The 12,951-nt window shown below is 71.4% G+C and carries 10 protein-coding genes; 6 read left to right on the top strand and 4 right to left on the bottom strand.

The features are described from left to right. Nucleotides 1-7 precede the first annotated feature (7 nt). Nucleotides 8-1,009, top strand: coding sequence for an ABC transporter ATP-binding protein (locus I6A81_RS21990; protein ID WP_203005364.1), 1,002 nt, complete (start codon nt 8-10; stop codon nt 1,007-1,009). A 179-nt stretch (nt 1,010-1,188) separates the two neighbouring features. Here the strand turns inward: I6A81_RS21990 and I6A81_RS21985 are convergent, their stop codons facing one another. Next, nucleotides 1,189-2,208, bottom strand: a complete 1,020-nt coding sequence (locus tag I6A81_RS21985) for an LLM class flavin-dependent oxidoreductase (protein WP_203005363.1) — start codon at nt 2,206-2,208, stop codon at nt 1,189-1,191. A gap of 753 nt (nt 2,209-2,961) precedes the next feature. On the opposite strand from I6A81_RS21985, the gene I6A81_RS21980 reads away from it, so the two are divergent. From I6A81_RS21980 to I6A81_RS21970, 3 genes are all read left to right on the top strand, one after another. Continuing rightward, nucleotides 2,962-3,363: a cupin domain-containing protein gene (locus I6A81_RS21980; protein ID WP_203005362.1), complete on the top strand. Its 402-nt coding sequence runs from the start codon at nt 2,962-2,964 to the stop codon at nt 3,361-3,363. A gap of 49 nt (nt 3,364-3,412) precedes the next feature. Then, the gene (locus I6A81_RS21975; RefSeq protein ID WP_203005361.1) at nt 3,413-4,321 is read left to right on the top strand and encodes a cucumopine synthase-related protein; all 909 of its coding nucleotides are present in this window, start codon (nt 3,413-3,415) and stop codon (nt 4,319-4,321) included. Between the two features lie 92 nt (nt 4,322-4,413). Continuing rightward, nucleotides 4,414-5,523: a monodechloroaminopyrrolnitrin synthase PrnB family protein gene (locus tag I6A81_RS21970; RefSeq protein ID WP_203005360.1), complete on the top strand. Its 1,110-nt coding sequence runs from the start codon at nt 4,414-4,416 to the stop codon at nt 5,521-5,523. A gap of 233 nt (nt 5,524-5,756) precedes the next feature. On the opposite strand, the gene I6A81_RS21965 is transcribed toward I6A81_RS21970, so the two are convergent. The 3 genes from I6A81_RS21965 to I6A81_RS21955 all read right to left on the bottom strand — a co-directional run bounded on the left by I6A81_RS21965 (nt 5,757) and on the right by I6A81_RS21955 (nt 10,902). Continuing rightward, nucleotides 5,757-9,251: a BTAD domain-containing putative transcriptional regulator gene (locus tag I6A81_RS21965; RefSeq protein ID WP_203005359.1), complete on the bottom strand. Its 3,495-nt coding sequence runs from the start codon at nt 9,249-9,251 to the stop codon at nt 5,757-5,759. Nucleotides 9,252-9,634: 383 nt separating this feature from the next. Next, complete coding sequence (locus tag I6A81_RS21960) at nt 9,635-9,988, bottom strand: VOC family protein (RefSeq protein WP_203005358.1); 354 nt, start codon at nt 9,986-9,988, stop codon at nt 9,635-9,637. Between the two features lie 167 nt (nt 9,989-10,155). Next, entirely contained in the window at nt 10,156-10,902 is a 747-nt protein-coding gene (locus I6A81_RS21955) for a YqjF family protein (protein ID WP_203005357.1), read from the bottom strand. Nucleotides 10,903-11,242: 340 nt separating this feature from the next. Between I6A81_RS21955 and I6A81_RS21950 the strand changes: the two genes are divergently transcribed. Continuing rightward, nucleotides 11,243-11,794 (top strand): DoxX family protein, encoded by a 552-nt coding sequence (locus I6A81_RS21950; protein WP_238429894.1) that lies wholly within the window; start codon nt 11,243-11,245, stop codon nt 11,792-11,794. Nucleotides 11,795-12,030: 236 nt separating this feature from the next. After that, a complete protein-coding gene (locus tag I6A81_RS21945; RefSeq protein ID WP_407661345.1) occupies nt 12,031-12,804 on the top strand; it encodes a polysaccharide deacetylase family protein in 774 nt (257 codons plus the stop codon). Nucleotides 12,805-12,951: the final 147 nt, after the last annotated feature.

The following is a 12,951-nucleotide window of genomic DNA, read 5'->3' as shown; positions in this document are numbered from 1 at the left end:
GCTGACGGTGACCGACCAGGACGACGTGGTGATCGAGGTGGCCGGGGCGACGAAGACGTTCGTGCAGCGCCGCCGCGGCGAGCGGCGGCTGCGGCGCGAGCGGGTCGACGTGGCGGCGGTGCGGGACGTGTCGTTCACCGTGCGGGCTGGCGAGATCGTCGGCTACCTCGGCCCCAACGGCGCCGGGAAAAGCACGACGATCAAGATGCTGATCGGGGTGCTCACCCCGACCTCGGGCCGCCTGCGGGTCGCCGGGATCGATCCGGCCCGGCAGCGGATCGCGCTCGCCCGCCGGATCGGCGTGGTGTTCGGGCAGCGCTCGACGCTGTGGTACGACCTGCCGCTGCGGGACAGCTTCGCGTTGGCCCGCCACCTGTACCGGATCCCGGACGACCGGTTCCAGGCCAACCTGCGCCGGTTCGTCGAGATGCTCGACCTGGGCCCGTTCCTGGACACCCCGGTGCGTCAGCTCTCGCTCGGGCAGCGGATGCGCGGTGACCTGACGGCCGCGTTCCTGCACGACCCGGCGATCGTCTACCTCGACGAGCCGACGATCGGGCTGGACGTCGTGTCGAAGGCGGCGGTGCGGGCGTTCCTCGCCGAGACGAACCGCGAGAACGGCACGACGATCATGCTGACGACGCATGACACGGCCGACATCGAGCAGCTGTGCCGCAGGGTCCTGGTGATCGACCACGGCCGGCTCGGCTTCGACGGCGAGCTGGCCGTCCTGCGCGAGCGCCTCGGCGGCGACCGCACCCTGGTCGTCGACCTCGCCGAGCCGCTCCCCGCGCTGTCCGTCGCCACGCCGGGGGCACGGGTGATCCGGGTCGACGGGCCCCGCCAGTGGCTCGCGTTCCCCGCCACCGCGAGCGCCGCGCCGCTCGTCGCCGAGATCGCCGCCCGCTACCCGCTGGTGGACCTGTCGATCCGCGAGCCGCCCATCGAGGAGGTCGTCACCCGGCTCTACACGTCCGGCGCGCCGACGCCGCGGCCGGCGCCCGACTGACCCGGGCACCCGGCCCGCGAGAGAATCCTCGGCCTGTCAGCCTGGACCGAGCGACCGGCGAGCGAGACGGCGAAGCCTGGCCGCGGGCCGGCCGGCGACCTCGAGCGTGACCGCGGCAAGCTGAGCGCGGACCCGGGCATCCCACGGATATCCCGGGACGAACAAGCCTCGGCGTCTGTTCACATCGTGTGGCGCCAGGCTTCGGCCAGGGCGGTGAAGCTGGCCTTGCGGCGATCGCGGTCCAGACTCGGGGTGACGACGACGATCTCGTCGACCTGGGCGTCCCGCTTCATCTCCAGGAGTCGTTCGGCGACGGCCTTCGGCTCGCCGACGACCATCCGGCCGTCGTCGTGGCGGGCCGCGCGGAACCGCGCCGACCGGGCGAACTCGCGGACGTCCTCCGGTCGCAGCGGCTCACGTCTGCCGCGGCTGATGTTCTGGATGGTCAGCGTCCACGCCGCCGCGAACTCGAGCGTCGCTTCCTCGTCCGCGCTCGCGAAGGCCAGCACGGACATCGCCGAGTACGGCGCCGCGCCTTCGCTCCGGGCGGTGAACTCGCGCCGGTAGGCGCGCAACGCCTCGAACGCGAGGTCGGGACTCATGTGATGCGCGAACACCGCGCTCAGACCGTTGACGGCGGCGAACCGTGGGCCGTAGGGGCTCGATCCCAGCACGAACAGCTCGGGCCGCTCGTCGAGCACCGGAGCGGCCACCAGCTGCGCGTAGGGGTGCCCGGCCGGGAAGCCGTCCCCGAGGAAGGCCAGCAGCTCCCCGACCTGCGCGGGGAACTCCGCGCCCGGGTCGGTGGACACCCCTCGGCGCAGCACATGCGCGGTCAGCGGATCGGTGCCCGGCGCGCGGCCGAGCGCGAGGTCGATCCGCCCTGGGTACATCGCCAGCAGCGTCCGGAACGTCTCGGCGACCTTCAACGACGTGTGGTTGGGCAACATGATCCCGGCGGCGCCGACCCGGATCCGGGACGTGTGCGCGCCGACGTGCGCGGTCAGCAGCTCCGGGGCGCTGCACGCCAGGCTGGTCATGTTGTGGTGCTCGGACACCCAGTACCGCCGGTACCCGGCCGCCTCGACGGACTGGGCGATGCTCACCGCGCCGGCGATCGCCGCGCTCGGGCTCTCGCCGTGCTCGATCCCGACGAAGTCCAACACGGCCAACGGAAGCGAACCCTCAACGCCACTCACCTTCAGCTCAAGGGCACGCCGGTCAGCCGCATTCCCCGCGCCCGTCCCGAGCGGCCCCGCGCCCCGGACGATCCCCACGCGGCGCGCGCCAGCGCGCTCACCGCCGTCGCGGGCGCTCTCGTCGCGCTGGCCGGGCCCGGGCGTCTACCCGGCGCCTCACCGCCGGGTGGACGCCCGGGATCAAGGCCCGGAACAGCCTCCGACCTCGTCGTCACGCTGGTCGACGCAACGCCGGGTAAATATTGGGTTACGAGGGCGTTGAATGCGCCTCGTTTCCCTGGTGTTTTCAAACTCGTTCGGTTCGGCGGCGTCCGCGCCGGGTTTCAGTGACACATCAGCGCGGTTTCAGCGCACGGTGCTGAAGTGGCAGAAGAAACGCCGAAAGCGTTGCGACGGACACCTCGACAAGCCGTTTAAATAGGTCGGGGCGCCGGAGCCGCCAAATCCATCTAAGGGGTGCGAGGGCGGAAACTCGTGGGCGACGACGTCGCGTCCTGGCCGCGGGATCCCGTGCCGACGTCGAGCTGGATGACGACCTGGAGCTGGTCGACAACCGGTAGTCGAGTCACCGCGCTTCATGGACTTCTCGATTGTGCTCCAGGAGGCGACCGACCGGGAGATCCCGTTCGACGAGAGGGCGGTCGACGGATTCCGGAACCCGCGAGCTTTCATCACGATTGCCGATACCGGAGTCGCGCGCGATGACCGGTGGCCCCTCACCCCGCCAGTTCCGCTCCATGTGGAGGTTTTTCAGTGGCCCTCGAGTGCAAGGTGTTTCGCGACGTCTCGACCTTTGAGACGAGGGGAGGCCTTCCCTACCGGGTGGGGATCACGAGCGAAACGGCCGGTTCCACGGGTATCAGCATGCACGAGGTGACCATCCCGCCCGGCGGTCGCGCCCGGGCTCATCGGCACGGTGGGCACGAGTCGGTTCTCTATGTGGTCAGCGGCGAGGCCGAGATGTGGTGGGGCGAGCGGCTGGAGAACTGCATGAAGGTCGGCCCGGGAGACCTCATCTACGTTCCGCCCGGCTGTCCACACGTGTCGGTGAACCGCAGCGCGACCGCCGCGATCGTCGGGGTCGTCGCGCGCACGGAACCCACGGCGGACGAGACCGTCGTCCTCATGCCGGAGTTGGACTCACTCGTCCCGTGATCACTAGGTGCCGGCGCGGGAGCCACCCGCTCGGAAGGTGCGGTGTCAGATGCGTCAGATAGAGATCGAGTGGCGGCCCGCGGGCATCCGCGTGACCGCGGACCTGGACGAGGAGCGCAATCCCAACCTCGTCGACCTGCTGTGGTCCAAGCTCCCCTACAACAGCCTCCAGAACCACGCTCTGGTCTCCGGCGACCATCTGTATCACCTGGTCCCGCATCCGGAGCTCATCTACACGGAGCCGACGATGCGGGTCGCGGACCGCACGAAGGAGCCCGACGGAACAATCTTCCTCTCCCAGCTCCAGCACGTGGGGATCAAGTACGGACCGCTCTCCGAGTATCTGCCGGCGGCACCCGTGGGACGGGTGCGCGCGGAGGACATCGCCCTCCTGAAGGAGGCTGGCGCTCGTTGCTGGGAGTCCGCCTACACCTCGAAGGAGGTCGTCGAGGTGCGGGTCCACCGAAAGGACGACCCCACTCCGGTCGGCCGGCTCCCCCGCCTCCCCGCGCTTTCACGGGCCTGGCTCCAGGAACTGGTGGAGGAGATCATCGGTGAGACCGAACGCATCTGGCTGTACCCGCCCGAGGAACTGCTCGACATTCATACCGGGCGGATCAGGAGCCGGGCCGGGTCGCGCGACCAGTACTTCAGTACCCAGGTCTTCGTCAACGGGGAGACGCGCCCCCTCGGTTACTGCGCGCTGAACGGCCTCATCCGGCTCGGTCAGCGTCCTGACCTCACCCTGCAGGCACTTCAGCTGATCACACCGAACTTCGTCCACACGCCGGCGGAGTTCCTCGGATACTGCGGGCTCGAGAAGCTGCGGGACTACACGGAACGCACACTGCTGGCCGTTCGGGAGACACGCACGAAGGACGAGTTCATCCGGGTCCTGTGGCCGCTCGCGCTCTACGCCAACTGCCTCAACACGTGGAACCTCCACCTGTTCCCCTGACGGCACGGAGTCGAATACCCGTACGACGACCTGGGCGAACAGGCCCTGGCAGGGATGTCCGCGCCCGCCGTCGGGATCGCGAGGGTCTGACGATGACCACGACGGACATCGTCACGCTCGACGTCAGCCCCGCCGCGGTGACCGCTCTCGATCCGCTCGACGTCGACTCGCGTCTGCCTCGGCTGTGGGAAATGAACGCCCGCGCCGACGTCGACGCGCTGGCATCCCTGCTGCGTGACTCGCTTCCGGCGGACGACCGTCTCGCCGGGTTCTCGCTGCCCGAGTCACTCGCCGCGATGCGGGACCTCGGCTTGATCGTCGGCTCGCTGCGCCGGCACGGCGCGGAGCCGGTCGAGACGGTCCGAGAAGCCGAGCCCGTCCTGCTCGCGCTCGGCGCGCGTACCGGCATGATCCCGCGGGACACGGTGCATCACTACTGCACGTGGAACCCGGTCGGAGCACGGGAGCGCCTCTTCACCGGTGAGCCCATGGAGCGCGCGCTCGTCGCGTCGGTTCGGGAGCCGATGCCCGCGCTCGCGGCCGCCATCGAGGCCGGCTCGCGCCTGGCGGAACTCGATCCGCGGCAACCGGACTTCGCCCAGGGCGCCCAGCAGTTGGCCGAGACACTGCTGGCGCTCGAGGACTCCATCGACTCCGTGACGGCGAATGTCACGCCGGAGTTCTTCGCGCTCACCATGCGCCCGTATTTCGTGAGCAAGGTACGGGTGGGCGACGGCAGCTACGTCGGACCGGCGGCGGCGCATGTGCCGGTACCGCTGATCGATCTTCAGCTGTGGGCGTCCGACCACGCGACATCCGGATATCGGGACTACTGGCGAGGCGTGGCGCAGTATGGGCTTCCCCAGTGGAGGCGCTGTTATGAGGAATTCGCCGACCGGCCCTCCCTGGTGACCCGGACCGCGGCCGCGCTGGCGGAGGTCGGCGGCTCCCCCGCGCGATCCGCCGCCGCGGTCACCTCCAGCGCGAGGGAGCTTGCTCGCTCGCTGCGCGCCCTGGTCGTCTTCCGCGGAAAACATCTGACGATCGCGCGCCGGACCTACACCCCTGAGCTGCTTCCGGATACGGGGCTCGTTGCCCATCGCGGCGGCCTCGCGCTGCTCGACGAGCTCCTTCTGCTCACCCGCCGCAACGCCGCGCTGGTCCCGACGGCGACTGGGACCGAGATCACGGGCGAACGATGACCGTCGACGCCCCCGGCGTCGGAGAAGCACCGGCGGGATCTTCCTGGCGGGCACGGGTGAGGCGATGGGGACATCCAGCCACGGGTTGCCACGGCCCTGCGCGCGGGCCTGAGTCGACGGGTGCGGCGAGGATTTCCGCACCCGTCGGCGCGCCTCGACGTGTCTATGGGCGGCCGCTCAGGCCCGGAGCCGGGGACCCGGTACTCGAAATCGCCGGCGGGGCGTGGCCCGACCTATCGGGCAGCCGACGGCCCGCTCGTGCCCGCTCGTTTGCGTTCGATGACCGCGAGCCGTTGCCGCACCGTTTCCACGGTCAGGTACAGCTCCTCCGCGATCTCCCGGGCGGACATGCCGCGGCCCGCGAGGTCCGCCACCTTCGTCTCGGTGGGGGACAGAGCCGCCATCACCGCCGGTGTCAGCGGCGCTTCGCCGGCGCGGCGCAGGGCGGAGCCGATCGCGTCCCGCAGCAGGCGGGCGCCGCAGAACTCGGCCAGATCGAACGCCGCGCCCAGCCGGCGCCACGCCTCCACCGGATGGCCGCAACGATTCAGGGCATTCCCGAAGGCGTACAGGGAGGTGGCCTGTTCGAGGGCCGCCTTGGTGGTGTCCAGCAGCCGGACGGACTCCTCGAGCAGCTCGAGCTCACGGGTACCGGACTCGACGACGGCGGCATGGCGCAGCGCCCGTCCCACGGCACGGGCCGTGCCCCACTCCCTCGACGCGGACAGCAGTTCCTCGGCCGTCGCCCGTGCCTCGTCCTCGCGTCCGAGCAGGCTGTAGCAGCGGACCAGCGGAGCCCGCCAGTCGCTGACGACCGGGTTGAAGATGCGTCCCGCGCACTGGTCGCGTGTCGCGAGCGCCGCGGCCAACGCGCGCCGGGTCTGGCCCATCGCGAGATGAAGGGCGATCTCTCCTGGGGCGTAGAGCACAGGAGTGACGCCGGTGGCGTGCCTGGCCTTCGTCTGCCGCAGGATCTCCACCGCCCGGTCGAACTCGCCGCGCGCGGCCAGGGTCCGCAGAAGCACACTCGCGATGAACGATCCGCCGAGCCGAACGCCGGCTATGTCACTGACCTCCCATGCCTCCCAGGCATCGCTGAGCGCGTCCCTGAGGTGGCCCTGGGCGTACATCGCCTCCGAGCGGAGGTAGAGGGCGCCGGACAGTCCGCTCAACGAGCCCGACCGGCGGTTGTGGTCGAGCGCGTTCTCGATGGACGGCAGCAGAGCCGGTGAGTCGCATGGCACCAGCGCGTACCAGGCGCAGGTCAAGGACGCTCCGGCCGCCATCGGCTCGTGGATCAGGCGGTCGCCGGCGAGGGCGCTCAGAGCCCGGCGCTCCGCGTCGTCGCGACGGTTCTGATGCATGTGGTGTAGCGCCATGCCCGCGTCGAGGACTCTTCCTCCGATCGAGGCGCCGGTCGTCTCGTCCTGATAGGTGTCGATCAGCCCGATGAGGTCGGTGCCGTGCCGCGTTCCGTACGCCACCATGGCCAGGCAGCCCCGCAGGAACTGCCGGGTGTCGTCCGCTATGCCGCGGTCGCGTTCGAGCGCCGCCAGGCAGACACGGGCGGCCTCCCGGGGTCGGCCGGCGATCCAGAGCGTGGAGGCCAGCCCGCACGCGACCCGCGCGCGGGCTTCGGGGCCGGGTGACCGGGCGAGGGCCTCGGACAGGTGCTCGATGGCCGAACTGGGGTCCACGAGCGCCTCGACCGAGCCCAGGCGCGTCAGCATCTCGGTCCGGCGCTCGCCCAGGTCCGCCTCCATGATCCGGCGCAGGAAGGTGACCGCGCTGTTCACCGAGCCCTTCGCCAGGCTGATGTCCGCCGCCTCGGCGAGGATCGGTATGGGGTCGTACGTGCCGTAGCCGGGCGGAACGCGCAGCAGATGGGTCGCGGCCCTGATCGGGTCGTGGGCTCCCATGGCCGCGTGGGCCGCGCGCAGGTGCAGTTCGGTTCGCTGCGCGGCGGGAATCGATTCGTAGACACTGTCGCGGATCAACGGATGGCCGAAGGAGAAACGCACGGGAATGCCCTCGGCGACGACCAGCTGGCTCGACACCAGTGGTGGCAGCGCGTGGAGCGCGTCCTGAGCCGAGGTCCTCGTCATCGTCGCCAACCAGTCGCTGCCGGTCCCGTCGCCCAGCACCGCGAGGGCCTGGGCCACCTCGACCGAGAACGGGGGCAGGTAGCGCAGTTGCCGCGCCACGAAGCGGTGGACGGTGGGCGAGCCTTCGGGCAACGCCTTCGTCAGGTCGCCGCCGGCCGCGGACAGAGACAGGGCCAGTTCCTTCATCAGGAAGGGGTTGCCGCGGGTGAGGGCCTGACAGCGGTCGGCGAGCTCCGGATCGGGCGTATCGATCACCTCGGCGAGAAGCTCGACGCAGCCCTGCGGGCTGAGCGGGCGCGGCACCGCCGTGCTGCTGTAAGGCAGTCCCGCGATGGACGAGACGAACCTGCCGATGCGTTCGTAGCCGGGTCTGAGCCCAAGGACAATCACGATACGCAGGGCGTCGAGGCGGGAGGCCAAGAACGCCAGGAACTGGACCGATGGGGTGTCCGCCCACTGCAGATCGTCGAGGACGATCATCAGGGGATTCCTCGACGCCAGGTCGCACGCGAGCCAGAAGAGCGACGTGATCGGCTGGTACTCGCCGCCTGATGCCTCCTGGTCGGCTGGCGGAAACGGCGAGATGGCGCTTTCGGCCTCGCCGTAGCGGTGAAAGAGCTGCCGGGCGCACCCCCAGCCGTAGTCGGTCTCCAGATCCGTCCCACGCGCCGACACGACGGTGTACCCCAGAACGGAGCCACGTTTCCTGGCCAGGTCGAGCAGGCTCGTCTTGCCGATTCCCGCGGGCCCCTCGAAGATCAGAATTCGTCCGGTTCGGGAGTCGAGTGCGCGGCTGAGCGCCTGGTCGATGAGCGCGGTCTCCTCGGCCCGCTCGATGAGGTGGGTGGACCCGCTCACCGGCGGTCCGGGGGAGGCCGGCGCCGGTGGGAGGTCGAGGCCGGGATCCTGACGCAGGATCGCCGCGTGCAGGTCACGGATCGGCCCGCTCGGGTCGATGCCGAGTTCGTCCATCAGCCGTGCCCGCAGCTGGTGGAAGACCGACAGCGCCTCCGCCTGCCTGCCACCTCGGTAGAGGGCGACCATCAGTTGGCCATGCTGGTCCTCGTCGAAGGGGCGTTGCTCGCACAGCTTCGCGAGCTCCGGTATCAGCGTGGCGTGCTGACCGAGCGCCAGGCGGCATTCCACCGCCGCCTGCTCGGCGGCCCGCCGCATGCGTTCCAGCCGGTCGGCCTCGTGAGAGAACCAGCTGAGCGCGGCGACATCAATCAGGGGTTGCCCTCGCCAGAGCTCAAGGGCCTGCTCCAGCGCGGCCAGGCCATCCGCTGGTGTCGCGGCTCCGCGGCCCCGCTCAATCAGATCCTCTGCCTGGCGCAGGTCCGTGGCGGTGACCCCGAGGAGGTAGCCCGGCGCCTGGGCACGGATCGCGTCCGGCGCGCCGAGGATGCGCCGCAGGTAGGACACATGCCGCTGAAGAGTGTTCACCGCCGTCGCCGGGGGCTGTCCGTCCCACACCGCGTCAATCAGCAGGTCCGTGCTGACCACCTCGCCGGGCCGCAGCGCCAGTCGGGCCAGGACGGCCTTGCGGCGCAGGCCCGGCACCGGCCGCACGGTGTCTTCCAGCATCACGTCCACAGGGCCGAGCAGCCGCACGAAGACTGACACGATCTCCCCAACAGCCGATTCGGGCGAGATCGCCCCCTGAGACCGAAGGTAACCGGTCAAAGGGCGCGTGGGCACCGGAAAGCGAGCGGGCGCCTGTCAGGTATGAGACCTGAATGTGGTCACGGCCCGTCGGGCTTGTCGCCCGCGGCGCCCGAGTTCGATCTTCGCCGTGATGTCATTTGGGCGACACGCCGCACGGCGGGACATCCCTGATCTCGTCCGTCGCGCTGGCGCCGGCGGACCGCTCGTGGCCACGGCCACAAATCCAGTTCATGAGAAGGACGCCGAGGTCCGCGGAAGAATCCCGTCGGCGCACGGCGTGTGGCGCGCGCGAAACGGGCACTCGATCCAGTTCCCGGAGCGGTACCCGCGTGACGACGTGGTCACGCGGGCTGCCACAGCTCGACCCGATTGCCCGCGGGGTCGGTGACCCAGCCGAATCGACCGACACCCGCCATGTCCTGCGTTTCCTCGACGACGTCCGCGCCCTTGGCGCGTAGTTGCGCGAGCATCGCGTCCAGGTCACGGACCCGGAAATTGAGCATGGTCCGCTGGGCGCGGGACCCGAAGTAGTCGCTCTCGGCCTCGAACGTCGCGAACACCGTCGGCCCGGCTTCCTGGCTCCACAGACCGTTCCCGTCCGCGTCCAAACCCAGGCAGTCGCGATACCACGCGCTCAGGGCCGCCGGGTCGGCGGCCCGCAGGAAATAGCCACCGATTCCAAGCACACGCTCCATGCCGCCATCCTGCCAGGACGCCAATCAGGCTCGCTGGCAGGACACCGTCACCCACTTCACCCGTCTCCGTCGCGGGGACTCGTGAGCTTCGAATCCGACGCCGTCCGGCCGGCCGGCGGCAGGCTGCGACCGTTGCCGGCCGAGGGCCGTCCGGGCGGAGGGGCCGGTCAGGTCTCGGGGCGGCTGATCCGCACGTCGACTCCCTGGGACCAGTGCACCAGCGGGTCGCCCTCCGGCGCGGGCAGGCCAGCCGCGGTGACCAGGGTGTCGTCGAGCTCGAGCAGCTCGGCGCTCCACAGGGGCCAGGGCTCGTGCCAGGCGCGGGCGGTGCGCGGCGGGCCGGAGCGTACCGGGCTGAACAGCCGGAAGCGGGCGGTGAGGAAGTGATCGCGGGCGTCGAGGTCGCCATGCGAGATCAGCTCGCCGGCACGGACGACGACGCGGCTGGCCGCCGGCCGCGGGTCGGGCCAGCGCCGCCGGCAGGTGTAGGTCAGGGTGTCGTCGCGCTGGTCCACGTGCATCGCCGACCAGAAGTAGGGCAGCCGGTAGGTGGTCCGCGCGACCACGACGGCCCCGAGCCGGGCAGCGTCCAGCGAGAAGAACCAGATCCCCGGCCGGCCGGCGGCGTCGCGCACATAGGTACGCACGTTGGTCTCCGGGAAGACTCCCCCGGGCACCCGGCGCCCGTGCCTCCCGGTCGACACCCGCATGAGAAACGGCACCAGGCTCACCCACGCCTGACCGTGATGGGTGTCGACCTCCAGCCCCGGCGGCAGCAGCACCCGCACCACGTCGGGCTCGTAGCGCCAGTGCAGGAACGCCAGCCGCTCCCAGCGCTGCCGCATCACCGGCCGTTCCACGGTGAACGGGCACTGCCCGGGCGCCACCCTGTCCGCGAGGTCGTCGACCGCCATGGACCCATCGTGCGCCCCGGCCGGGCGTCAAGGAGCGCGTACGGCCGATCGCCGGCATTCCGGGCGCCTCGTCGTCCGTGCCCCGGCGAACTCGCGCTCCCCCAGCGCCGCCAGGTCCGTGGCGCCCTCGACCACCGCGGGACCGTCACCCGCCAGCGTATTGTGGTAATCGAGTGGATACATAAGGTGAGCAACGCCAGACAGGCGAGACGCCGGACAGACGGAGAACCTGGGCGGGCGCTGCCCAGCCATGGGGCGGCCGCCCGGGCGGTCAGGAGCTCCCGTGACCACACCTCGCACCAGTTCGCAGACCAGTCCGCGCACCAGACCGCGCACCACCCTGTGGCACCCGGACCTGTGGCGCCTGGGCTCGGGGCACCCGGGCACCGCGCGAACGCGGCCAGCCCGGTCCGGGCGTGACCTCGGCCTCCTCCTGCTGCGCGCCACCATCGGCGTGATCATGTTCGGTCACGGCACCCAGAAACTGTTCGGCTGGTTCGGAGGCAGCGGGCTCGACGGCGTCGCCGCGTCGTTCGACAGGGCCGGCTTCCCGGCGAGCCGGCTGTTCGCCGTCGTAGCCGGGCTCACCGAGGCCCTGGGCGGGGCCGGCCTCGTGCTGGGCCTGCTCACGCCACTCGCCGGCGCCGCGATCCTCGGAGTGATGATCAACGCGATGGCGGTGGTGTGGAGCGGCAGCCTCTACGGTTCTGGCGGCATCGAGTACGAGGTGGTCCTCGCCATGGGCGGCGCGGCCCTGGCCCTGACCGGCCCAGGCCGCTTCTCGGTCGACCACCATCTCCCGGTCCTGCGTGAGCACCGGCTCGACGTCGGCCTCGCCTCGATCGCCCTCGGCCTGGTCCTCGCCGCCGTCGTCCTTCTCATCCGTGGCTGACCACCCGAAACGGGTCTTTCCCATCCACGGCGGACCGCCCGGGCCCGGACCGGCGGTGGCTGGCCCGGCCGGGATGCTCCCGCACCTGATCGCCGCAGTGGGGTGACAGCGAAGGGCGACAGCCCGGGAGCCCTTCCGGCGGCGGGGTGCCCGGCGGTGCGCATGACCGGCCTGGCGACCAGGTCATGCCTGGGCTACACAGATGTGGTGGCAGGCCAACGGCAACGCCGGCCGCGGTGAGCGATCCGCCGCGCGCCTCCGGGCCGCGCGCCTCCGGGTCACAGGCCGCCGCGGTGGCCCTCACCGCCGCGGCCGCCGTGGCCGTCGCGCACGCGGGGCCCGCGCTCGCCTCCTGGCCGGCGCTGCGGGCGCGGCTGCTGCCGGGGCTCGCCGGCATAGGGCGCGCCGACCACGTCGCGCTGACGTTCGACGACGGGCCGGACCCGGCCTCCACGCCGCACTTCCTGGAGGCACTGGCGGCGACCGGCACCCGGGCGACGTTCTTCGTGCTCGGCCCGATGCTGGCCCGCGCGCCCGGCCTGGGCCGCGAGCTGGTGGCCGCCGGCCACGAGGTCGCCGTCCACGGCTGGGAGCACCGGTACACGACGTTCCGGACGCCATGGGCACTCGCCGACGACCTGGCGCGCTCCCGCGACCTGGTCACCGACGTGACCGGCCGGTCACCGCTGTTCTTCCGCCCGCCGTACGGGGTGCTCAGCGCCGGGGCCCTGACGGCGGCCCGGCGGCTCGGCCTGCGCCCGGTGCTGTGGACCGCCTGGGGCCGGGACTGGACCCGCCGCGCGACGCCCGCCACGGTGCTGGCCACGGTTCGCCGGGACCTGGCCGGGGGTGGCACGGTCCTGCTGCACGACTGCGACTGCACCTCGGCCCCGCTGTCGTGGCGTTCGGCCCTGGGCGCGCTGCCGGCCCTGCTCGACGACTGCGCCGCCCGCGGCCTGCGCGTCGGCCCGCTGGCCGAGCACTTCACGCCGCCGGCAACCACGCGCTGACAGCGACGCCCACGGCCGGGCGCCACCCCACGACCGTGACCGGGCGGAGGCGGGCGGCGCCCGGGCAGATCTGGAACGGAAATGAACGTAACTATGGGCGCGCCAGAATGACCCCAGTGGCCCTTGCCCGCTCGGACGTGGGTGTGG

Origin of the sequence: Frankia nepalensis, from assembly GCF_016786325.1 — a bacterium.
GTDB lineage: Bacteria > Actinomycetota > Actinomycetes > Frankiales > Frankiaceae > Pseudofrankia > Pseudofrankia nepalensis.
The sequence above is the reverse complement of the archived record's forward strand: the minus strand, read 5'-3'. Positions and strand labels throughout refer to the sequence as shown.